General features: G+C 62.3%; 17 protein-coding genes. 7 read left to right on the top strand and 10 right to left on the bottom strand.

The features are described 5' to 3' along the window. Positions 1-143 precede the first annotated feature (143 nt). Genes J3485_RS25130 through J3485_RS25120 form a run of 3 tightly spaced genes read left to right on the top strand, consistent with a single transcriptional unit; the run spans position 144 to position 6,067 of the window. On the top strand, positions 144-3,332 hold the full coding sequence (locus J3485_RS25130; protein ID WP_206957035.1) for an efflux RND transporter permease subunit: 3,189 nt from the start codon (positions 144-146) through the stop codon (positions 3,330-3,332). Positions 3,333-3,365: 33 nt separating this feature from the next. Further along, positions 3,366-4,586 (top strand): efflux RND transporter periplasmic adaptor subunit, encoded by a 1,221-nt coding sequence (locus J3485_RS25125; RefSeq protein WP_206957034.1) that lies wholly within the window; start codon positions 3,366-3,368, stop codon positions 4,584-4,586. Then, complete coding sequence (locus J3485_RS25120; RefSeq protein WP_206957033.1) at positions 4,586-6,067, top strand: efflux transporter outer membrane subunit; 1,482 nt, start codon at positions 4,586-4,588, stop codon at positions 6,065-6,067. Before J3485_RS25125 ends, J3485_RS25120 begins: the two co-directional genes overlap by 1 nt. 58 nt (positions 6,068-6,125) lie before the next feature. Here the strand turns inward: J3485_RS25120 and J3485_RS25115 are convergent, their stop codons facing one another. Then, positions 6,126-8,420 (bottom strand): ATP-dependent DNA helicase, encoded by a 2,295-nt coding sequence (locus J3485_RS25115; RefSeq protein ID WP_206957032.1) that lies wholly within the window; start codon positions 8,418-8,420, stop codon positions 6,126-6,128. Then, positions 8,417-10,141, bottom strand: coding sequence for a VRR-NUC domain-containing protein (locus J3485_RS25110; protein ID WP_206957031.1), 1,725 nt, complete (start codon positions 10,139-10,141; stop codon positions 8,417-8,419). Before J3485_RS25110 ends, J3485_RS25115 begins: the two co-directional genes overlap by 4 nt. A gap of 172 nt (positions 10,142-10,313) precedes the next feature. Here J3485_RS25110 and J3485_RS25105 point away from each other — a divergent pair, with 172 nt between their 5' ends. Then, positions 10,314-10,979, top strand: coding sequence for a DUF1345 domain-containing protein (locus J3485_RS25105; RefSeq protein ID WP_206957030.1), 666 nt, complete (start codon positions 10,314-10,316; stop codon positions 10,977-10,979). A 16-nt stretch (positions 10,980-10,995) separates the two neighbouring features. Here J3485_RS25105 and J3485_RS25100 read toward each other — a convergent pair whose 3' ends face one another. Continuing rightward, the gene (locus tag J3485_RS25100) at positions 10,996-11,526 is read right to left on the bottom strand and encodes an NADPH-dependent FMN reductase (protein WP_206957029.1); all 531 of its coding nucleotides are present in this window, start codon (positions 11,524-11,526) and stop codon (positions 10,996-10,998) included. Positions 11,527-11,793: 267 nt separating this feature from the next. After that, positions 11,794-14,088, bottom strand: a complete 2,295-nt coding sequence (metE, locus tag J3485_RS25095; protein WP_206957028.1) for a 5-methyltetrahydropteroyltriglutamate--homocysteine S-methyltransferase — start codon at positions 14,086-14,088, stop codon at positions 11,794-11,796. 139 nt (positions 14,089-14,227) lie between these two features. Between metE and J3485_RS25090 the strand changes: the two genes are divergently transcribed. After that, positions 14,228-15,139, top strand: a complete 912-nt coding sequence (locus J3485_RS25090) for a LysR family transcriptional regulator (RefSeq protein ID WP_206957027.1) — start codon at positions 14,228-14,230, stop codon at positions 15,137-15,139. 19 nt (positions 15,140-15,158) lie between these two features. Here the strand turns inward: J3485_RS25090 and J3485_RS25085 are convergent, their stop codons facing one another. From J3485_RS25085 to J3485_RS25075, 3 genes are all read right to left on the bottom strand, one after another. Then, positions 15,159-15,896 (bottom strand): sensor histidine kinase, encoded by a 738-nt coding sequence (locus J3485_RS25085; RefSeq protein WP_206957026.1) that lies wholly within the window; start codon positions 15,894-15,896, stop codon positions 15,159-15,161. Further along, complete coding sequence (locus J3485_RS25080; protein WP_206957025.1) at positions 15,893-16,609, bottom strand: response regulator; 717 nt, start codon at positions 16,607-16,609, stop codon at positions 15,893-15,895. The genes J3485_RS25085 and J3485_RS25080 overlap by 4 nt, the downstream gene beginning before the upstream one ends. A 536-nt stretch (positions 16,610-17,145) precedes the next feature. Next, entirely contained in the window at positions 17,146-18,087 is a 942-nt protein-coding gene (locus J3485_RS25075) for a LysR family transcriptional regulator (RefSeq protein ID WP_206957024.1), read from the bottom strand. Positions 18,088-18,228: 141 nt separating this feature from the next. Between J3485_RS25075 and pcaD the strand changes: the two genes are divergently transcribed. Beyond that, positions 18,229-19,026: a 3-oxoadipate enol-lactonase gene (gene pcaD / locus J3485_RS25070; RefSeq protein WP_206957023.1), complete on the top strand. Its 798-nt coding sequence runs from the start codon at positions 18,229-18,231 to the stop codon at positions 19,024-19,026. Between the two features lie 110 nt (positions 19,027-19,136). Here the strand turns inward: pcaD and J3485_RS25065 are convergent, their stop codons facing one another. From J3485_RS25065 to J3485_RS25055, 3 genes are all read right to left on the bottom strand, one after another. Continuing rightward, positions 19,137-19,445 carry a DUF4148 domain-containing protein gene (locus tag J3485_RS25065; protein WP_206957022.1) on the bottom strand — a complete coding sequence of 103 codons (309 nt, stop codon included), beginning with the start codon at positions 19,443-19,445 and terminating at the stop codon, positions 19,137-19,139. A 216-nt stretch (positions 19,446-19,661) separates the two neighbouring features. After that, a complete protein-coding gene (locus J3485_RS25060) occupies positions 19,662-20,657 on the bottom strand; it encodes a DedA family protein/thiosulfate sulfurtransferase GlpE (RefSeq protein ID WP_206957021.1) in 996 nt (331 codons plus the stop codon). Between the two features lie 355 nt (positions 20,658-21,012). Then, the gene (locus J3485_RS25055) at positions 21,013-21,318 is read right to left on the bottom strand and encodes a DUF4148 domain-containing protein (protein ID WP_206957020.1); all 306 of its coding nucleotides are present in this window, start codon (positions 21,316-21,318) and stop codon (positions 21,013-21,015) included. Between the two features lie 182 nt (positions 21,319-21,500). Here J3485_RS25055 and J3485_RS25050 point away from each other — a divergent pair, with 182 nt between their 5' ends. Then, positions 21,501-22,316 (top strand): creatininase family protein, encoded by an 816-nt coding sequence (locus J3485_RS25050; RefSeq protein WP_206957019.1) that lies wholly within the window; start codon positions 21,501-21,503, stop codon positions 22,314-22,316. Positions 22,317-22,329 lie beyond the last annotated feature (13 nt).

The raw sequence follows: 22,329 nt of genomic DNA, 5'->3' as shown, positions 1-22,329 counted from the left end.
ACGGGGCAACGTCGGAAATTTGTAATAGCCCGTAATTGTTTCGTGCAAAAGTACCAGCAATTGTTCGGCGCGGGAATTAACTTTCTGCTTCAAACCGACTACATTCCACCTTTCTCACTCGCACCTTTCCTGCGCGTCTCAGCATGTGGATCGTCAACGTAGCGCTCAAACGGCCTTACACGTTCATCGTGATGGCCATCCTCATCGTGCTGGCCACGCCATTTTCATTGATGAGTACGCCTATCGATGTGTTGCCCAACATCGATATCCCCGTCGTCAGCATCATATGGAATTACACGGGGCTGTCCTCGCAGGAGATCGCCAACCGCATCACGTCGGTGAACGAGCGCAGCCTGACGACGACCGTCAACGACATCGAACACATCGAATCGCAGTCGTTGCCCGGCATCGCAGTCATCAAGCTGTTCCTGCAGCCTAATGCCAGTATTCAGACGGCCATCGCGCAGACCGTCGCGGTCGAGCAGGCGCAGTTGCGGCAAATGCCGCGCGGTGCAACGCCGCCGCTCGTCATCAGCTATTCGGCCTCGTCGATTCCAGTGATTCAGCTCGGGCTGTCGAGCCCGACGATGTCGGAGCAGGATCTCAACGACACGGCGCTGAACTTCCTGCGCCCGCAGATCATCACGATTCCCGGCGCGCAGGTGCCGTACCCGTACGGCGGCAAGTCGCGCCTCGTCTCGATCGATCTCGACACGCGCGCACTGCTCGCCAAGGGTCTGACGCCGATCGACGTCGTCAACGCCGTGAGCGCGCAAAACCTCATCTTGCCGACCGGCACGGCGAAGATCGGCCCGCGCGAATACACGGTCGACATGAACGGTTCGCCCACGACGATCGCGGGCCTCAACGATCTTCCGGTGCGCACGGTCAACGGCGCGACCACCTATCTGCGCGAAGTCGCCCACGTGCGCGACGGCTTCGCTCCGCAGACGAACGTCGTGCGGCAAGACGGCCGGCGCGGCGTGTTGGTCTCGATCCTCAAGGCGGGCAACGCGTCGACACTGTCCGTGGTCGATGCGGTTCACCGGCTGCTGCCGACGGTCGAATCGACGCTGCCGCGCAACATCACGATCCGGGCGCTATTCGATCAATCGCTGTTCGTCAAAGCGGCGATCACGGGCGTCGTGCGCGAAGCCGTGATCGCCGCCGCACTCACGGCGGCGATGATCCTGCTCTTTTTGGGCAACTGGCGCAGCACTTGCATCATCGCGATTTCGATTCCGCTGTCGATTCTTTCATCGCTGCTCGCGCTGCATGCGTTGGGTCAGACGATCAACATCATGACGCTCGGCGGGCTCGCGCTCGCGGTCGGGATTCTCGTCGACGATGCCACGGTGACGATCGAAAACATCGAGCGGCATTTGCATCTCGGCACGGATCTGCACGAAGCGATCCTCGAAGGTGCCGGCGAGATCGCGGTGCCGGCATTCGTGTCGACGCTCTGTATCTGTATCGTCTTCGTGCCGATGTTCTTCTTGACCGGCGTGGCTCGATATCTTTTCGTGCCGCTTGCCGAGGCCGTCGTCTTCGCCATGCTTGCCTCGTACATTCTGTCGCGCACGCTCGTGCCGACCATGGCGATGCTGCTGATGGGCCATGCACACAAGCCGAAGGCGGGTAAGCGCCCGAATCTGTTGATGCGGCTGCATCACAGCTTCGAGGCCAGCTTCGAGCGCATGCGCGCGGCTTATATCGTCCTGTTGAGCACGCTGTTGGTGCGGCGGCGCGTGTTCGCCGTGTCGTTTCTCGGCTTTTGCGTCGCGTCGCTCGGGCTCGCGTTCGTACTCGGCGCCGATTTTTTCCCGACGGTGGATGCAGGCGACATCCGATTGCATATGCGTGCGCCGACCGGTACACGGATCGAGGAAACGGCGCGGCTGGCCGACAACGTCGAGAAAGTGATCCGCACGGTGGTGCCGCGCCGCGACCTCGGGACGATCCTCGATAACCTCGGGCTGCCTTATAGCGGTATCAATCTCTCGTACAGCAATTCGGGCACGATCGGCACGCTCGATGGCGAGATCCAGATCGCGCTCAACGAGGGCCACAAACCGACGCTCAGCTACGTCGACAAACTGCGGGCGTTGCTGCCGCGGCGTTTTCCCGGCGTCGAGTTTTACTTTCAACCGGCCGACATCGTCACGCAGATTCTGAATTTCGGCTTGCCCGCCGCAATCGACGTGCAGGTCACGGGTACCGATCAACTAGCGAATTTCAATGTCGCGAGCGCGTTGATGAAACAGGTGCGCATGATTCCGGGCACCGTCGATACGCACATTCAGCAAAAATTCGACGAGCCGACGATTCATCTGCAAATGGATCGCACGCGGCTGCAACAGTTGAACCTCGACGCGAACGACGTCGCGCAGAACGTACTGATTTCGCTGTCGGGCAGTACGGAAACATCGCCCGGTTTCTGGTTCAATCCGCGTAACGGTGTGGAATATCAGATCTCCGTGCGCACGCCGCAATATCAAGTGACTTCGGTCGACGCGCTGCTGCGCACGCCTGTTGCCGCGGTGGCGGGAGCGGCCTCGGCTACCGGTACCCCGCAACTGCTCGGCAATCTCGTGCAGGTGCAAGCGGCAAACGAATTCGCCTCGATCACGCACTACAACATCCGGCCCGTCGTCGATTTGCTCGTCAGCGTCGAAGGCCGCGATCTCGGCAGCGTCGCTTCGCAAATCGACAAGCTCGTGGACCAAGCGCGAGCGAAGCTGCCGCGCGGGAGTCAGATCACCGTGCGCGGCCAAGTCGAGACGATGAAGCGCTCGTACCTCGGCCTCGTCGTCGGCGTGGCGATGGCGATCGTGCTCGTCTATTTGCTGATCGTCGTCAACTTCCAATCGTGGATCGATCCGCTCATTATCGTGAGCGCATTGCCGGCCGCGCTCGCCGGTATCGTCTGGATGTTGTTCCTGACCGGCACGCACATGTCCGTGCCCGCCTTGACGGGTGCCATCATGACGATGGGCGTGGCCACCGCGAACAGTATTTTGATGGTGTCGTTCGCGCGCCAACGGCTGGCAGCGGGTGCGCCGCCGCTCACGGCCGCACTGGAAGCGGGCGCAAGCCGGATTCGCCCGGTGTTGATGACGGCCTGCGCGATGATCATCGGCATGGTGCCGATGGCGCTGGGTCTTGGCGAAGGCGCCGAGCAGAACGCACCGCTCGGCCGGGCCGTCATCGGCGGCTTGTTGTTCGCCACCGTTTCGACGCTCTTGTTCGTTCCGCTTCTTTTCGGCGGCATCCATGGACGCCTCGCGAGGCGCAAAGCGCGCCGGGAACAGGCGCAAGATGATGCCGAATGAACGCGAAGCCCCTTCTTTCCCCGGTTGATTGAAATGACGGAAGAATCTCACTCCTCCTTGGCCATTCCGGCGCGCGAAGACGGAAACGGTCCCATGCTGCCGCCGCGCGATCGCGTCTGGCGGCGCGCGAAGATCGCGCTCGTCGTCGTGCTCGTGCTGCTGGCTATCGGCGCCGTGCGCACGGTCGTCGCGAACATGATCAACCGTCGCACCGTCGATAGCGCCACGGCGCAAAACGCGAAGGAGTACGTCAACGTCGTGATGCCGAAGATGGCGCAGGGCGGCGGCGACATGCTGCTGCCGGGCACGCTGCGCGGCTTCGTCGAATCGCCGATCTACGCCCGGGCGACGGGCTATCTGCTGCATTGGTATGTCGATATCGGCGCGCACGTGAAGCGTGGGCAGTTGCTTGCCGATCTCGACACGCCCGAGATCGATCAGGAACTCGCTCAGGCGATCGCGCAGCGGGAGCAGGCAAGTGCTAGCCTCGCACTCGCGAAGACGTCGCTCGCGCGCTGGTCGCAGCTACGCCAGCGCGATGCCGTTTCGCAACAAGAGCTCGACGACCGGCAAGGCACGTATAACCAGGACGTCGCCAACTTGGCCGCCGCCGATGCGAACGTGAAGCGGCTGCAACAACTCGAATCGTTCAAACGCATCGTGGCGCCGTTCGATGGCGTGATCACGCAGCGCAACGTCGACATCGGCGATTTGATCGACGCGGGCAGCGGCACGAGCCGCGCGCTGTTCGCGTTGGCGCAATCGAACCCGCTGCGCGTTTACGTGCAGCTTCCGCAGGCTTATTCGCAAAACGTCAAGGTCGGCATGCCCGTGGCCGTCACGCAGGCCGAGCTACCCGGTCAATCGTTCCGCGGCACGATCACGCATATCTCGGGTGCGATCGACGTTCCCACGCGTTCGCTGCAAATCGAAGTGACGTTGCCGAACCCCGACGACAAGCTGCGGCCCGGTGCCTATGTGCAAGTTGCCGTGTCGCGCGCGCTGCACTCGCATTTGCTCGTGCCCGGCAACGCGCTGCTGTTTCGCGAGGAGGGGCCGCGGCTCGCCGTCGTGGACGGCAATGGCGTGGTGCATCTGCATCCGGTCACGATTGCGCAAGATCTCGGGCAAGTGCTCGTCATCGATAGCGGCGTCGAGCCGACCGACAAGATCATCGTGAACCCGAGCGACTCGATTGCCGACGGCGACCACGTCCAGGTCATGCAGCAGAACGCGGACAAGGGGCTTTCCTGATGCGCGGCAGCCGTTTCGCTCCGACGTGGGCCGCCGCCGCGGTGGCTGTACTGTGCGCCGCGTGCACCGTCGGTCCCGATTACAAGCGCCCGCAGGTACCGGCGCCGCAAGCATGGCGGGCCGATTCGTATTGGCGGCTTGCGTCGCCTTCGCATGCGTCGCTCGCGCTCGACTGGTGGCAGGCATTCGGCGACGATGCGCTCGACGGACTCGAGAAGCAAGCGCTGATGCAGAATCAAACGCTTGCCGCGGCGAGTGCGCATTACGCGCAGGCGAAGGATACGCTCGCTTATACGTCCGCGCAGCGGCTGCCCGAACTCGATCTGCAAGGGCAGCTCGATCGTTTGAAGATATCGAAGGACCGGCCGGCGACGACGTACTCGACACCGAACCAATCGACCGTGCAGAACGAAGTGTTGGTTGGGCCGACGATCACGTACGACACGGATCTGTTCGGGCGCATCCGGCGCGAAGTCGAAGGTGCGAAGGCATCCGAGGAGCAAGCGGCCGACGACTTGGCCAATGCGCGCCTCGTGCTGACGACCGATCTCGCCACCGACTATTACGCGCTGCGCGAACTCGACGCCGAAATCGACGTATTGAACCAATCGGTGAAATTGCAGGACAAGGCGCTCGATTACGTGAAGGCCGAGCATGACCTCGGCTCCGTATCCGGCCTCGATCTGTATCAGCAGCAGGCGCATCTCGATGCCACGCGTGTTCAGGCGACGTTGCTCGTCAATCAGCGCGCCCAGTACGAACACGCCATTGCGGCGCTCGTCGGCGTGCCGGCGCCGCAATTCTCGATCGCGTCGAAGGTGACCGAGACGACGGTGCCGCCGATCGCGATCGGCATTCCGAGCGATGTGCTGCAGCGGCGGCCCGACATCGCGTCGGCCGAGCGGGCCATGGCATCGGCCAATGCAAAAATCGGTGAGGCGAAGGCGGCGTTCTTTCCTAGTCTGATACTGAACCCCGGCATCGGCTGGGAATCGACGGCATTCGCCAATCTTCTCACCGCACCGAGCTTGATGTGGACGCTCGGTTCTCAATTGAGCCAGGTCGTCTTCGACGGCGGGCGACGCAGCGCCAACGTGCGCTTTGCGAGCGCGGGATACGTCGAGGCGGAAGCGAACTATCGTCAGGCCGTGCTCAATGCGTTTCAGCAGGTGCAGGACGGCGTAACCGGTCTATCCGTGCTCGACGACGCCTCGAAACAAGCGCATGCCGCCGTGATCGATGCGCGACGACTGCTCTCGCTGGCGAACGATCGCTATTCCGGCGGCCTCGTTGCTTATCTCGACGTGATCGACGCGCAGCAATCGCTGCTGACGAGTCAGCTTACCGAGGTGCAGATTCACGGCCAGCAGATGTCGCTTTCCGTGGCGCTCGTGAAGGCGCTCGGCGGCGGGTGGAACGACCAGATGACGGCCGATGCCGGGACGACGCAAGTCGCCAAGGCCAAGGGCAACGGAAGCTAACGCGAAACGTTAGGACGTGCGAACGATCGTCGGCGCGGCTTGGGGTTCGCTCGACTATTCAGGGCAAAGCCCACCATGCCGGCAGCAGACGTCGCACTTCCGCGTGCCGATAACGGTCGTCGATCAAGTGCAATACGCCGGCGTCGGTTTCCGTGCGGATGACGCGGCCCGCCGCCTGCACGACTTTTTGCAAGCCGGGGTACAAGTAGACGTAGTCATAGCCGCGGCCGAACTTCGCGTCCATCTTGCGGCGCATTTCCTCGTTGACGTCGTTGACTTGCGGCAGGCCAAGCGTGGCGACGAACGCGCCGATCAGTTGCTCCCCGACCAAATCGACCCCTTCCGAAAACGCGCCGCCGAGCACGGCCAAACCGATCCCGCCGATCCTGCCGGTTTCGCGCTCGGCCATGCGAAAGCGCGCCAGAAATGCGTCTCGTGCCGCTTCGTCCATGCCGGGTGCTTGCGTCCAAATCGGCACTTCCGGATAGTGCTCGCGCAAGCGCTCGGCGATACGTTGCAAATAATCGAAACTGCTTAGGAAGCCTAAATAATTGCCGGGACGATCCGCATATTGGCGCGCCATCAAATCGACGATCGGTATGAGCGAGCGTTCGCGATCGCGCCATCGCGTCGAGACGTGCGCGGCAACGTGGATCTTCAATTGCTGGGGGCGGAACGGACCTTCGACGTCGATGGCGGCGGTGCCGTCGGGCAGACCGAGCATGTCGCGATAGAACTGCTGGGGCGCGAGCGTGCCCGAGAACACGACGGTCGCACGCGCTGCCGCATGCCTTGCGGCAAGAAAATGCGCGGGTACCACGTTGCGCACGCACAGCGTCGATAGTGACCGGTCTTGATCGGCCGTGCTTTTTCCGCTGAGACGCACGTCGAACACCGAGTGCTCCCCGAATTGTTCGGACAACGAAACGAAATGCATCGCGTCGAAAAAGACGCGCAGCAGGGTGTCGCCGAGCGAGAGCGGTGCGTCGGCCAGGTGATCCGTGACCGCGCCGATCAGGTTTTGCGCCGCGGACAACACGCGAGCCGGCACCTCGGCATAAGTTTGATAGGCGCTCGCTTGCGCACGATTGAGCGCATTCCATTCGCGCTGCAATCGTTGCAGCGGCTTTTTCAGCACGGCCGGTGTCGATTTGGCAGCCGCCTTGAACGCGGCTTGTTCGATCGAGGCCGTGTACATCTTGCGTCCGCGTTCGAGCAAGTTGTGCGCTTCGTCGACGAGCACGGCTACGTTCCACTGATTGATGCGCGTGAGCGCATAAAGCAGCGCGCTGCTGTCGTAGTAATAGTTGTAGTCGCCTACGACGATATCGCACCAGCGTGCGAGTTCTTGTGCAAGGTAGTAAGGGCAGACCTCATGCGCGAGCGCGGCTCGGCGCACCGTCTCGCGATCGAGGCGGCGGCTCGCGAGCGCCGTTTCGCGCGCGGCGGCGAGCCGATCGTAGAAGCCGCGTGCAAGCGGGCACGATTCGCCGTGACACGACTTGTCGGGATGTTCGCAAGCTTTGTCGCGCGCCACGAGTTCGAGCGTTCGCAGCGGCAGCGCGCTGTCGCAACGGTGCAAGGAATCGATCGCATCGAGTGCAAGGGCTCGGCCGGGTGTCTTCGCCGTCAGAAAGAAAATGCGTTCGACGTGGCCTTGTGCGCATGCTTTGAGCGCCGGAAACAGCGTGGCCAGCGTCTTGCCGATACCGGTCGGTGCTTGCGCCATCAACGCGCGCCCGTCGCGTGCCGCGCGATAGACGGCCACCGCGAGTTCGCGTTGCCCGCTGCGAAACGCGCCGTGCGGAAACGGCAAACGTTCGAGTGCCGCATTGCGCGCGCCGCGATGATCGCTTTCGCGCATTGCCCATCCGAGAAATCGTTCGCACTGCTGATCAAAAAAGCGATGCAGCGCGGCCGCGTCGTGCTTCTGGGTAAGGATGGTTTCCTTGCGCGTGCCGATGTCGAAATAGACGAGCGCGACATTCAGCTCGGCGAGTCCTTGCGCTTGGCAGAGCAGATGACCATAGACGAGCGCTTGCGCCCAATGCAGCGCCCGGTGGTTGTCGGGCATCGCGTCCAATTGGCCTCGATATGTTTTGATCTCGTCGAGACGATTGAGCGCCGGGTCGTATCCGTCGGCTCTGCCGCGTACCGACAATTCACCGTAGCTTCCGGCTAGCGTAAGTTCCGCTTCATATCCTCCTTGACGTTCCGCCTTGCGCCGAGCCGTGACCGCCGCATGCCCTTCGATACCTTCGAGCGCGGTGGGCGATGGCGTGAAGCGCAGATCCAGATCGCCCTGTTTGGCCGTGAATTCGCAGAGGGTTCGAACGGCGACGACGTAGCTCATGCCGCGGCCTTCGCTTCATCATCATCGGGCCCTTGTGCCCAACGAACGTCCAGCACGCGCACCGGCATGCCGTGGGCGATGCAATAGCGCAGCCAGCGCGTTTGATTGTCTTGTAGCTTGTCGCCAGGGCCCTTGACTTCGATGAGTTCGTAGCGCCGCTGCGCGGGCAGGAAACGCACGAGGTCGGGTAAGCCCGATCGATTTTCGCGGATATCGGCGAGCAGCCGCGTGAACCATAGTTTCAGATGTGCGGCGGGTAAGCACTCGAGCGCGAGTTCCATCAGTTCCGGCGTCAACATTCCCCAGAACACGAACGGCGACTGCAGGCCGGCTTTCTCTTCGAAGTGGCGCAGGATCGTGAAACGATAAGCACTGCTATCGAGTTGCGAAAGACAGCGCGCGAACGTTTCGACTCGTCGCGTCAAGAAATCGGGCGCGTGCAGATCGGCCGGGCCGCGTTGGAACGGGTGAAAGAACGCGCCCGGCACGGAGGCGAATACCGCTTCCCAGCAGAGCAAACCGAACAGCGAATTGATCAACGCATTTTCGACGTAGAAGACGGGGGCCGTATCGGTGCTGAGATGGTCGCGTGCGACGTATTCGACGGCGAATGGCTCGTCGGGGCAGGGCAAGACGAGCGTCTCGCGTGCGATCGCGTTTTCGCGGGTGACCCCGGCGACCCCGGCGGCCCGTGCTGCCGAATGCCCGACCGCTCTATGCAGCCTCGGCATCATCCTTGCGACGCGCTGGCATTCGGCTTCGCCTTCCGGTTCGAGCAACGCGTGCGAGGCCAGTGCGAACGCGTCGGCCGAGCGCCCGTCCCGCTCGAGCACGCGGATGCGTCGGTGCCGTGCGCCGGGCCAAGTGCTGCGCGTGTACGCATCGAGTGCCGTGGGCCAGCGAGCGAGGCGTTCGGCATGGTGGCCGATTTGAAACAGCAGCTTCGCGCGTCGCGTGTCGAGCCAAGGATTGGCGATGTCGATGTCGATGGCCGTGGCTGCGGCAATCAAGGTGTCGATGTCTTGCGCGTCCGTGAGCGTATCGAGTGCGGCGCGGCAGGCCTGCAGCGAGAGATAGGCATCGATATCGGCCCGTGTGCGAAACGCGCGTGCCGACGGCGGAAACGACACGGCCTCGTATTGGTAGACGCCTAAATCGGCGAGCACGAACTCCGACCAATCCTGATGAAGATTGCCGAAGAACATGAGCCGGAAGCGGTCGCAGAGCGGATCGAATAGGGTCCGTATGGCGCGATCGGCTGTATCGATGTCCCACTCGCCGTAGCGTAGCGGCTCAGGATGATCGGCGCGTAGGGCATCGAGCCAGGCCGATTTGCGCGCGTGCTTGTTGCCGCCCGTGGCCGGAAATAGGCGCGCGAGTTCGGGGCGAGTCGTGACGGCGAACAGTTCGTCGATCGTCAAAGGGGCATCCGCATCGACCCAACCGATTACCGCCAGCGGGCCGGCGGCTTGAAACGGACAACCGATTTCGTCATAGACGAGCCGGCTTGCGCGAAACAGCGACCCTTGCCGCATCAACATCCGAACGAGCAGGGCGCGCGACGGCTGCGGCAGATCGGGGAAGGCTTGGAGAAAGTTGCGTTCGCTTGCGTCGAGCAGGTCGTCGTAACGCTCGGCGATCCACGCCAGCGCGCGCTCGAAGTTCAGCAGGTAATAGAGCGACGAATAGGTCGACGAGGGCGACGGAGCAGGGGACGGCACGGCGGCACGATGGGGCTGTATAAATGTACAGGGATGATAGCAAATCCGCGAACGAAGGCGTTTGCCGTCGATCGGCACTCGAACGACGCTTCCGGCCGCACGGGAGGCGATAATAGCCGCCAGCCGTTTCGTGCGACGCGGCGACCCTTCCACTCAACTCGATATGAACTCTATGGATGCATCGGCGCGCATCGCTCGCTTCTTGAGTAACCGACCGCGTATTTTTATCGGCGTGGCCCTTGGCGTTATCGCTTACTTTATCGAGCCATGGCATTTGAGGCCGATCCAGAAGCCGCTATTCGCGTGGGACGTGGGCATGTGGCTGTATCTCGTCATGATTTGGACTCTCATGGCGAGAGCGAGCCCGCAGGATATCCAGCGCGTGGCCGAGCGGGAGGACGAGGGGGCGACGGCGATGCTCGCGATCATCACGGCTGCCGCGGTCGCGAGCTTGGTGGCCATCATCGTCGAATTGTCGGCCGCGAAGGGGCTCGGCGCGCGGCAGGCCAGCATCAACTACGCGCTGACCGGCGCGACGATGATCGGCACTTGGTTGCTGATTCCGACGGTATTTACGTTGGAGTACGCGCGCTATTACCACCAGGCGGGCGAGGGGCAGGCGTCGTTGAAATTTCCCGAACACGACGAACCGCTCGATTATTGGGACTTTATGTACTTCTCCTTCACGATCGCGGTGGCGTCGCAGACCTCCGACGTGTCGGTATGCTCGCGGCGCGCCAGGCGAACGGCATTGGCGCAGTCGATCTTGTCGTTCTTTTTCAATGCCGCGGTACTGGGTTTGTCGGTGAATATTGCCGCGGGGTTGCTCGGGTCTTGAGGGGCGCGGCGTTCTGTTATTTCGAATGAAGCTCGGCCGCGAAATCAGCCAAGAACGCCTTGATCTTCGCCTCATGCTCAGGAAGACGCAGCAGGTCGGTGGCTTCTCGCTGGGTTTTTCCGATGAGCGGAATGCGCAGAAACACGTGCTCGAGGAATCGATCGCTGACCGTCGAGAGCACGAGCCTGAGCGAGGCCAACATATCGTCGCCGCGGTGAGAGGCGTGTGCGAGGGCGATCGGCTTTCCGACGACTTCGAATCGCGAGACCATCCAATCGATGGCGTTCTTGAGGCCGCCTGGGATCGCGCGGACATACTCGGGGCTCGAGACGACGATGCCGTCGGCAGCGGATACGAGCGCCAGGAAATCGACGACTTCTAGCGGTGTTCTTTCACCCTCGGCGTCCGGCGAAAAAACGGGCAGCACGTCGAGCCGATGAAAAACGGACAATTCGCAGCCGTGCGGCGCGAGGTCTTTCATGGCCATCAACAGCGCGGTGTTGATGGACGCCTCGCGCGCGCTGCCGGAAATCGCCAAGATTTTCATGCTGGATGGATCCCATGTCTAACCTGCCGAGCGCTTTCGGCCTGGGTGGCCTTTCGCAAGCTCGTCAAGGATAGACGGACGCGCGACGCGCTCCAAGAGGTGAGCCTCCAGAAAACGCAATCGCCGGATCCAACACTGTGCTCACGGTCGTCATGTCGTTGCCGCATGACCGCATTCGCACGCGGGCATGTACCCGCACGGGACGTGCACGCATCCCGCTGCGTGCGACGCTCCGCACGCAGCGGGAAAACATGACGAAACGTAGCGTTACTGCACCTGGCCGCGCAGCGTCTTCGCCGCCGCCACCATGTTCTTCAGCGCGGGAATGACTTCTTCCCACTGGCGCGTCTTCAAGCCGCAGTCCGGATTCACCCACAGGCGCTCGGCCGGAATACGTTCGGCAGCTTTCTTCATCAACTGCACGATGTGCTCCTGGCTCGGGATGTTCGGCGAGTGAATGTCGTACACGCCCGGCCCGATTTCGTTCGGGTACTTGAAGTTGTCGAATGCATCGAGCAACTCCATGTCCGAGCGCGACGTCTCGATCGTGATCACGTCGGCATCCATGTCGGCGATCGACGCGATGATGTCGTTGAACTCCGAATAGCACATGTGCGTGTGGATCTGCGTTTCGTCGCGCACGCCGTTTGCGGTGATGCGGAACGATTCCACCGCCCAGCGCAGATACTCGCCCCATTGCGAGCGACGCAGCGGCAGGCCTTCGCGCAGCGCGGCTTCGTCGATCTGGATCACACGCACGCCAGCCTTTTCGAGGTCGAGCACTTCGTCGCGAATCGCGAGCGCGAGTTGATAGCACGACACCGAGCGGGGCTGATCGTCACGCACGAACGACCAGTTCAAGATCGTTACGGGGCCGGTTAGCATGCCCTTCATCGGTTTGTTCGTGAGCGACTGCGCGTACGTGATCCATTCGACCGTCATCGCCTTCGGGCGGCTGATGTCGCCGAACAGGATCGGCGGTTTCACGCAGCGCGAACCGTACGACTGCACCCAGCCGAACTGGCTGAACGTGTAGCCGTCGAGTTGTTCGCCGAAGTACTCGACCATGTCGTTGCGTTCGGCTTCGCCATGCACGAGCACGTCGAGCCCGAGTGCTTCCTGCTCGCGCACGCTACGCTCGATCTCGCGGCGCATCGCGGCCTTGTAGAGCGCTGCGTCGAGCCTGCCGGCCTTGTGTTCGCTGCGCGCGTGACGGATATCCGCGGTCTGCGGGAACGAGCCGATCGTCGTGGTCGGATAAGCAGGCAGGTTCAAGATCGCCGACTGCTTGTTCGCACGCTGGTCATAGAGGCCCGCGCGCTTGCCGAGCGCCGCGTCGATTTTCGCGACGGCCGCTTTCACGGCCGGGCTGTGGACGCGCGGCGACGTGCGGCGGCTTTGAATCGCCGCGGCGTTCTCGGCCAGCGCATCGGCCATCGATGCGCGGCCCTGGTTCAGCGCGCCGGCGAGCACTTTCAACTCGTCGAGTTTCTGCAGCGCGAATGCGAGCCACGAACGGATGTCCGCATCGAGCTTCTGCTCGCTTGCCAGATCCACCGGCACGTGCAGCAGCGAGCACGACGGCGCGATCCACAGGCGCTCGCCGAGTTGCTTCGCGAGCGGCTCGAGCCATTCGAGCGTGGCGGCCAGATCCGTCTTCCAGATGTTGCGGCCATTGATCGCGCCCACCGACAGTACGCGGTCAGCCGCCAGTGCCCGTGCTGCCGTTGCCACTTCATCACGCGCGTTGATCGCATCGATGTGCAGGCCATCCACCGGCAGCTTGCACGCGAGTGCGAGATTGTCCTGCAATTGGCCGAAGTAAGTGGCGAGCAGCAACTTCACGCGGCGCGTTTCGAGTGCTTCATAGGCCGTCGTGAATGCTTCGCGCCATGCGGGATCGAGTTCGGTGACGAGCGCCGGCTCGTCGATCTGCACCCACTCCACGCCCTGTGCCGCGAACGTGTCGAGCAGCGCGCCGTACACCGGCAACAGCTTGGGCAGCAGCGCGAGACGATCGGAGTCGTCCTTCGCCTTGCCGAGCCACAGGTACGTCACCGGGCCGATGATCACCGGCTTCGCATTCACGCCGGCGGCACGTGCCTCGGCCAATTGCGTGACGAGGCGCGATGCGTCGAGCGTAAAGCCGGTCGATGCGGTGAATTCCGGCACGATGTAGTGATAGTTCGTATCGAACCACTTGGTCATCTCGCCCGCGGCAACGCCGCCGCAGCATGCGCCGTGCTCTTGCTCCGAGTTCGCGGAACGGCCGCGCGCAACACGGAAGTAGTTGTCGAGCGCATCGCCATGAAAGTCCTGCACTCGCTCCGGTAAGTTGCCGAGCGTGAAGCTCATGTCGAGCACTTGATCGTAGAACGCGAAGTCGCCGATCGGCGCCAGATCGAGTCCTTGTTGGTTGTCCCAATGACGCGCACGAAGCTGCACGCCCAGCGCCTTCAACTCGTCGCGCGACGATTGACCTTTCCAATAGCTTTCGAGGGCGAACTTGAGTTCGCGCTTCGCGCCGATGCGCGGGAAGCCGAGATTGTGTGTCGTGACCATGAGCGTTGCCGTTTCCGAAGATTGAAAGTTCCAGCGGCAATGATATGATCGGCTTCCTATGAAAGATAATGGAATTATTTCATTGACCCATTATCTTTGTTCATGTCAGCTTTGACGTCAGACACGCGCGGGCCCGATCATGCTGGAGCGATTTCATCTTGTTCTCATTCGTGAAGTGGAGCGGCAGGGCTCATTGACGGCCGCGGCCGCTGCGTTGCATCTCACGCAGTCGGCGCTCAGTCACACGGTGAAGAAACTCGAGCAGCAACTGGGTACGTCGATCTGGGATCGCGAGGGTCGCAGCCTGCGCCTCACCCAGGCCGGGCAGTATTTGTTGAGTCTCGCCAACCGGATGCTGCCGCAGTTCGAGCATGCGGAAGCACGTATGAAGCAGTATGCGGACGGCGAGCGAGGCACGCTGCGCATCGGCATGGAATGTCACCCGTGCTACCAGTGGCTGCTGAAGGTGGTTTCTCCCTATCTGACCCGCTGGTCCGATGTCGACGTCGACGTGAAGCAGCGCTTCCAGTTCGGCGGCATCGGAGCGCTGCTGGGTTACGACATCGACGTGCTCGTCACGCCCGATCCTCTGCTGCGTCCCGGCCTGCGATTCGAGCCGGTGTTCGATTACGAGCAGGTTCTCGTGGTATCCGAGCAGCATCGGCTAGCCAACGTGCAGCATGTGAAGCCCGAACAACTCGTCGACGAAACGCTGATCACGTACCCCGTCGAGACCGATCGGCTCGACATTTACAATCAGTTCCTGCGGCCGGCGAACGTGATGCCGCGTCGCCACAAAACGATCGAGACCACCGACATCATGTTGCAGATGGTGGCGAACAACCGCGGCGTCGCCGCGTTGCCGCGATGGTTGGCCGAGGAGTACGCCGATCGGATGCCGTTGGTGAGCCTTAAACTCGGGCGCGGGGGCATCGCGAAGCAGATCTTTCTGGGCACGCGCGAGAGCGATGCGGGCATCGACTATCTGCACGCTTTCGTCGAACTCGCGCGCAAGTCGAAAAAGAATGGCGAGCCGCGCGTGCGACGCTAGGTGGCGCGCGCGGCTGCCGCTATGAACGCGCGATGGCCGCAAGCGGCAGCCGCGCACTGATTGCAAAGCCCGCCCCCGCTGCGCTGCGAATCGAAAGCGTGCCGTGAAATTGCGCCGCCCGGTCTGCCATACCGGATAGCCCCAGCGATTGCGGGCGCCGTGCGAGATTCAACGTTGCGCCGACGCCGTCGTCGACGATCCGAAGGACGCAGACATCGCCGCTGCGGTAGAAATCGATCGTGACGGTTCGCGCCGACGCGTGGCGCGCAACGTTCGCAAGCGCTTCCTGCACGATGCGAAAGATGGCCGTGGCCGCCGGCTCGGACACCTCGAATCCGTCAACCCTGAAGCGGCAAGCAAGCCGCACGTTCGAGCGGTTGGCGAACTCTGCCGCTAGCCACTCGACGGCCGCCGGAAAACCGAGCGTTTCGAGGGCGAGGGGCCGCAATTGATGCGTCATCCGCTTGACGGAAACCAGCGCGGAATCGATTTGCCCCTGGAGGTCGCGTATCGCAGTGCTCAACGGATGGCTGTCTTCGCTCACACCGGCAAGCCGTTCGACGCGTTGAGCGGTCAACTCGAGGGCACTCAATTGTTGCCCAAGGTCGTCGTGCAGTTCTTGTGCAATACGTTTGCGCTCTTCTTCGCGCACGAGGCATGTGGCGCGTTTGATCGCATCTTTGATCGAATGCGGCTCGTCGCGTGCCGGGCGGCCCGACGGTATATCGCGTATGCGCTTGTCGTCGGGCGGTTTCACGCGATGTCGTGATCGTCGATCAGTTGATGGTGCATGGCGTAGCGAACGAGCGCCGCGTCGCTCGAAAAGCGCATGGCGTGGAAGATGCGCGCCTTGTAGTTGCCGATGGTCTTCGTGCTGAGGCTCAGCGCTTGGCCGATGGCGAATGCGTCGTCGCCCCGTGCGAGCCGCATGAAGATGTCGAATTCGCGATCGCTGAGCTGTTGGTGCGGCGCTGTCTCGGGCGGAGCCACTAGATTCTGCGCGACGTAATCGGCCATCCACGGCCCGACATAGATGCCGCCCGCCGAGACTTTCCGTAAAGCGATCGCCAACTCCGCCGCCGCCGCATGCTTGGTCAGATAGCCATGCGCGCCGGCCATGAACGCGCGCAACGCGTAGTGACGTTCTTCATGCATCGTCAATACGAGCACCTTCAACCCCGGCGCGTCTTCGCGAATTTTTCCGATGAGCTCGATGCCGCCGCGCCCGGGCATCGAGAGATCGAGTAGCAGCAAGTCCGCGTGCGCGCGGCGAACCAACGCGAGCGTCGACGCGGCATCCGATGCCTCGCCCTGCACTAGCACGCCGGGCATGCACTCGAGTACTTCGCGCAAGCCTTCGCGAAATACGGGGTGATCGTCCGCGAGCAGAACCCGTGTCGTACAGGTTCGGCGGCGGTCGAGGCCACGTTCGATCGCAGCGCTCGTCTGGTCAGGAAGGGCGGTGCTCATGAAGTTTGCACGAGAAAATCGCGGACGATTGGCCACGGGTCGCTGCCATCATAATCGCCCACAATCATCTAATTTATTAAGGTTTTCCCTGCGGTAATTGCCGAGAAGCTGTTGGAGGCATCCTACCGTGAGATTGGCCCTGTTGCCAGGTTGTAATTGCGTCGCGCGGCGTCGTATTTATCAAATCGTGAGCAGGCGATGTGCAGATTTGCGCTCGATCGTCGCTCGCCCCATTTCGGTGCAAGAGGCGGCTTGGCCTTATGCCATAAGGCGTTCCGCTTAGAGGGATCTGCATCGCAATGCGTCTTCTCGGCGTCGCCGATCGTTGCATGCTCAAGTATTTCTCAGTTTCGGTCGTTAATGTAGAAAAGCCGAGGTGCAGCCAATTTAACGGCAGTATGTTGCGCGATTCTGACGCCGCCCTTTATCGCGACAACGTGCACGATCGATCGTTTCCTCCAATCGTTACGGCGTTGGCGAAGACCGATAATTAAATACTATTAGTCATTTCTCGCTTAATTCGAGTCATGCGATGGCTAGGCCGATCGGCGGCGGCGTGGCGCACGCGATTGCTTAGGACTGCCGAAGACATTCGGCGCGTGTTCGCCCAGATAGCACCAAAGCCGTTCGGCGACGGGGCCGTGAGGTCGATCGCTGCGGCGCGCGACGACGATTTCCTCGCTGGCTCCGGGCAGGTGCCGGCCGGCAAGCGATCGCAGCCGGCTCTTGCGCAAGTCGTCTTCGATCAGGTATCGCGGCAGATGCCCCCAGCCCAAGCCTTGCAAGATGATTTCCCGCTTCATCGATTGATCGCTGACCGTGCACTGCGGTGCGCCTTCGACCACGAAGTAGTCGCGTGCGGGCGTGTGCCGCGCCGTGTCGCGCATGACGCATTGCGTGAGTTCGCGCAGATGCTCGGGCTTGACTGAACGCGGCAGCCGTTCGGGCAGCAGCGCGGGCGCGATGACCGGCACGAGTTCGATCTCGCAGACGTCGACCCATTCGATGCGAGGGTCGGTCTTGTCGACGCGATGAAGGATCAGATCGGCGTTGCCGTCGAGCAGACGCTCTTGCGGCCCGGCGACCGCTTCGACATGCAGATGGAGCCGCGTTCCCGGGCACGCGCCGAAGAAGCGGGCGAGAAGCGTGAGCGTTTGTTCGCGAGGGCACAAATCGCCGATCACGACGTGCAACTCGCTTTCTTCCCCCATCGCCAATTGCGTGGCATAGGTTCGCAGCCCGGCAAACTCGTTCAGCAGCGTTTGCGCTTTGCGATGGAACGCGCGGCCGTCGGCCGTCAGGCGGACGCGATAGCCGCTGCGATCGAGCAAGGCGAGGCCGAGCTGTCGTTCGAGTCTCGCGACGGCCGCGAACACGGCCGGGTGCGATCGATGCAACGCTGCCGCCGCGGCTTGAAAACCGCCTGAGCGGACGACGGCATCGAAACACTGCAGATCGTGAAGCGTGAATTCGTTCATGTCGGGCGGCGGGAACACCGTGCATCGAGAGAGACATGACAAAGAATATCCGAACTTTGTAATGTTTTTAATTCGATGCCCGACCTACGATGCTTGGCGTTTAACCGTGTCGCTCAAACGCTCATCGAGGAGAAATCATTCATGGAAGGTCTGTCGTGCTTCACTACCGGCGACGGTGTTCGGATCGCCTACCGTTTCGACGGACGCGAAGACGCGCCGCTGCTGATGCTGTCCAATTCGATCGCGACGTCGCTGCACATGTGGGACGGGGTGATGCCGAGTCTCGTCCGGCATTTTCGCGTATTGCGTTACGACACGCGCGGTCATGGTGCGTCCGGCGCGCCGCTCGGCGCCTATTCCGTGGATCGGCTCGGCCGCGACGTGATCGAGCTGCTCGATGCGCTGCATATCGAACGCGTGCATTTTCTAGGGTTATCGCTCGGCGGCATGATCGGGCAGTGGCTCGGCGTTCGTGCCCCCGAGCGGATCGATCGTTTGATATTGAGCAACACGTCCGCGCATCTCGGGCCGGCGGAGCTGTTCGATCGCCGCATCGCGGAGCTCGAAGGAATCGACGACATGGGCGAGACGGCCGAGACGTTCATGCGCAATTGGTTTCCGGCTCGAATGATCGATGCGCGGCTGCCTGTTGTCGAAGTATTCCGTGAGATGGTTCTGCACACGTCGCCGCAGGGGCTGGCAGGCTGCTTTGCGGCGGTGCGCGACCTCGATTTTCGTCGTGTTGTCGCGCTGATTGTGCGGCCGACGCTCGTCATCGCGGGGGAACACGATACGGTCACGGCAGCCAGTCACGGCGAAGCGATCGCTGCCGCCATACCGGGGGCGCACTACCTGCCGTTGCCGTGCGTGCATATGCCCAACGTGGAAACGGAGCAGGCATTCGTCGACGCGGTGCGAGCGTTCGTGCTAGAAGACTGAGCGACGCTTACTGGGTAGGTGTTCGGTTGAATACTTAGGACTACTCACGAAGCGATCAGCCGGCTGCGCTCATGGCGGTGTCGTCGGCCGACGCTTCGTTGGGATGCGCATTAGCGGCCGAAGTACAGGGGGGCGCTAGCGCCGGCGCTCACGGGCGAACCGGAAGCCGACGAGCCGGCGCGCACCCCGCCGATCGCTTGATTGCTGCCGTTCTGCGCTATGACGCGCGCTTGCGCGGCCTGCGCGTCGGCCGGGTAGTTCGGGTCGTTGCTGAAGTTGACGCGGCCGCCGGCTTGCTCGAATTGCGCGAGCTCGGCCTTGACTTGGGCGCGCGTCACGGGCGCGTTCGACTGTGCGAAAACGGCAACCGGAGCGGTCAGAGCAGCGGCGATCACGATGGATTGAATGAGCGATTTCATGGCAATACCTCCAAAAGTTATTTGTCCTGTCTGTTGCATCGGGTTCGTTGCGTGAACCGATGACTGCAGTCTAGCGATTGGAGGTCCTAGGGTTAACGCCTAATTTGATAAATCATCGTTACGGATTTGCGCATAATCGCGCGCGGCCGAGGCGTCGGCGATGTGATTGGCGTGTCTTCGTGGGGAGGTCGGCGACGTAAGCGGCCGCAAGTTGGGTCAAGCGGCGCGCGGTGCGGAATGACGATCGGCTGGGTCGTCGGCCGTCGTTTGCAATTGCAATGGCGTGACGGCGCGGCCCGCTTCGCGCCATGCGTCGATGCCGCCTTTGAGCGGCAGCGCATGGAGAAAACCGGCATCGGTCAATTGCTTCGCCAGCCATGCGGCCGACACTTCATTCGGACACGAGCAATAGATGACGACTTTTTGATCGGGACGGTAGGCGGCGATGATTTCGTCGAGCTTGCGCTCGTCCGCGAACTGCGAGCCGGGGATCACGTACGGGTCGAGCCGTCGCTTCTCTTCCGATCGAACGTCGAGAATGACCGGCGCAGGTTCACCCAGCAACAGTGCGTACAGTTCGTCGACGTCGATGCGCGCGGCGGCCAGTCGATTCATCAAGGCGTGTCGGCGCACCCAGCGGTAGGCCGCATAGACGGCCACGAGCGCCGCGATGACGAAGATGCTCGCATGGCCTAAGCGGCTCAAGCCTGCGAAGAGCCAATCGACTTGGCGCGAGACGAGTACGCCGACCGCCAATCCGATCGTCGCCCATATCGCGGCGCCGATCCCATCGTGTGCGAGAAACGCGCGGTATGGCGTGCCGATCGCGCCCGCCATCGGCACGGAAAGCAAGGACAAGCCCGGTACGAGCTTCGATACGGTCAGCACGCGCACGCCCCAGCGCCCGAAAAAGCGCTCGGTTTTCTTCACGCAGGTGTCGCGCGACAACGAGAGGCGGCAGAGCGTCTTGAGCGTGGTTGCGCCATAAAAGCGGCCGGCCAGGAACCAAACGCTATCGCCGATGACTGAAGCGAGCACGGCTAGCCCGAGGACCGGCACGAGTTGCGCACCGATCGATGCCGGATGGAGCGCGGCCATGGCGCCGAAAAAGACGAGCGTCGGCATGGCCGGCACGGGCAACCCCAGCGACGCAGCCAGTGCATTGACGAAGACGAGGGCGGGGCCGTAGCGCGCGACCATGTCGTGGAGCATCGAACGTTTCCTCGCGAGGACAACCGCTCGCAAACGGCGGTATGCGCGAATTATGCCGCGTTCCACGCTTGGACGTGCTGACGGACGTCCTAACGTATCGACGCGCATCGGCGAGGGCGAACGCGCTAAACGCACGCGGTTCGTGCGATGCGGGCAAACCAGCGAAAAAGCGCCTAGCCGAATAAAGGGCTAGGCGAAAACCGCCGGTGACCGGCGGCGGAGGTATCGATGCGAAGCGGCTCGCTGTCGTGACCGACGATAGCAAGCCGTATTCGGTTCGATGCAGCGAAGATGTTATGTCTCGGCCGGCGCGCTCACTGCGGCGCTGCCGGCCAGCGTTGTGCAGCGGTGCGGATCAACGGCCGAAGTAAAGGGTGTCGCTGGCGCCGGCGCTCACGGGCGCGCCCGAAGCCGACGAGCCGGCGCGTACGCCGCCGACCGCTCGGTCGTTGCTTTGCGCGTCGACGCGCGCTTGCGCAATCTGCGCGTCGTTCGGATAGTACGGATCGTTGCCGAGGTTGCGGCTGCCGTTGGCTTGCTGGTATTGAATGAGTTCAGCCTGGACTTGCGAGCGCGTCACGGGTGCGTTCGATTGCGCGAACACGGCAACCGGAGCGGCTAGAGCAGCGGCGATCACGACGGATTGGATGAGCGACTTCATGGCAATTACCTCCAAAAGTTATTTGTCCTACCAGTTGCATCGGGTTCGTTGCGTGAACCGATGACTGAAGTCTAGCGATCGGAGGCGCTAGGGTTAACGCCTATTTCGATAAATCATCGTTACAGTTTTGCTCATAATCGACGCGGCACCGGCGAGTCGTTGCCATTTTTTGTGGAGCATGCATGCAATATTTCTTACGCAAAGCTTGCGTTTTCTTGGGCCTCGCGTGCGCGCAGGCGACGGCCTTTGCGCAAGTGCCGAATACGGTCCAACTCGAAGATCTGACATGGACCGAGTTGCGCGACGAGATCGCCGCCGGCAAGACGACGATCATCATCCCGATCGGGGGCACGGAGCAAAGCGGTCCGTACGTTGCGCTCGGCAAGCACAACGTGCGTGTCGAGTATCTGTCCACGCGCATCGCGCAAGGGCTCGGCAACGCGCTCGTTGCGCCCGTCATCGCCTATGTGCCCGAGGGCGGCTATGCGCCGCAGACCTCTCACATGCGTTTTCCAGGCACCATTACGGTCCCGGACGACGTCTTCGAAAAGACGCTCGAGTCCGCCGCGTACAGTTTCGAAGTGCATGGCTTCAAGAACATCGTGTTCCTCGGGGATCACGGCGGCTATCAGGACGACGTCAAGCGCGTGGTCGCGCGTTTGAACAAGGCATGGGCCGGCACGAAAGCGCGCGCCTTCGTGCCGCCCGAGTACTACGGCGAAAGTTCGGGCGGCTACGCGCGCATGCTGCGCGAGAAGGGTTATCGCGACGACGAGATCGGCACGCATGCAGGGCTCGCCGATACGTCGCTGCTGCTCGCGGTGGCGCCGGGTATGGTGCGGCTCGATGCTTTGCGTACAGCGCCCAAGCTTGGCCCGGCGGACGGTGTTTATGGAGGCGACCCGCGGCGGGCGAGCGCCGAACTCGGGCGTTTGGGCATCGATGCGATCGTCGCGCGTACGATCGACGCATTACGCAAGGACACCGCCGGCCGGTGAAGCATCGTCGATC

The organism is Trinickia acidisoli, assembly GCF_017315725.1.
Lineage (GTDB): Bacteria > Pseudomonadota > Gammaproteobacteria > Burkholderiales > Burkholderiaceae > Trinickia > Trinickia acidisoli.
Note: the sequence above shows the minus strand (reverse complement) of the source record. Positions and strands in the feature narration are given on the sequence as shown.

Excerpts from the sequence above, each read along its gene's own strand:
- J3485_RS25105 (WP_206957030.1), top strand. The coding sequence starts at position 10,314 with ATGGATGCATCGGCGCGCATCGCTCGCTTCTTGAGTAACCGACCGCGT.
- J3485_RS25080 (WP_206957025.1), bottom strand. The coding sequence starts at position 16,609 with ATGAGCACCGCCCTTCCTGACCAGACGAGCGCTGCGATCGAACGTGGC.
- J3485_RS25125 (WP_206957034.1), top strand. The coding sequence starts at position 3,366 with ATGACGGAAGAATCTCACTCCTCCTTGGCCATTCCGGCGCGCGAAGAC.
- J3485_RS25075 (WP_206957024.1), bottom strand. The coding sequence starts at position 18,087 with ATGAACGAATTCACGCTTCACGATCTGCAGTGTTTCGATGCCGTCGTC.
- J3485_RS25090 (WP_206957027.1), top strand. The coding sequence starts at position 14,228 with ATGCTGGAGCGATTTCATCTTGTTCTCATTCGTGAAGTGGAGCGGCAG.
- pcaD (WP_206957023.1), top strand. The coding sequence starts at position 18,229 with ATGGAAGGTCTGTCGTGCTTCACTACCGGCGACGGTGTTCGGATCGCC.
- J3485_RS25060 (WP_206957021.1), bottom strand. The coding sequence starts at position 20,657 with ATGCTCCACGACATGGTCGCGCGCTACGGCCCCGCCCTCGTCTTCGTC.
- metE (WP_206957028.1), bottom strand. The coding sequence starts at position 14,088 with ATGGTCACGACACACAATCTCGGCTTCCCGCGCATCGGCGCGAAGCGC.
- J3485_RS25055 (WP_206957020.1), bottom strand. The coding sequence starts at position 21,318 with ATGAAGTCGCTCATCCAATCCGTCGTGATCGCCGCTGCTCTAGCCGCT.
- J3485_RS25130 (WP_206957035.1), top strand. The coding sequence starts at position 144 with ATGTGGATCGTCAACGTAGCGCTCAAACGGCCTTACACGTTCATCGTG.
- J3485_RS25065 (WP_206957022.1), bottom strand. The coding sequence starts at position 19,445 with ATGAAATCGCTCATTCAATCCATCGTGATCGCCGCTGCTCTGACCGCT.
- J3485_RS25050 (WP_206957019.1), top strand. The coding sequence starts at position 21,501 with ATGCAATATTTCTTACGCAAAGCTTGCGTTTTCTTGGGCCTCGCGTGC.
- J3485_RS25120 (WP_206957033.1), top strand. The coding sequence starts at position 4,586 with ATGCGCGGCAGCCGTTTCGCTCCGACGTGGGCCGCCGCCGCGGTGGCT.
- J3485_RS25115 (WP_206957032.1), bottom strand. The coding sequence starts at position 8,420 with ATGAGCTACGTCGTCGCCGTTCGAACCCTCTGCGAATTCACGGCCAAA.
- J3485_RS25100 (WP_206957029.1), bottom strand. The coding sequence starts at position 11,526 with ATGAAAATCTTGGCGATTTCCGGCAGCGCGCGCGAGGCGTCCATCAAC.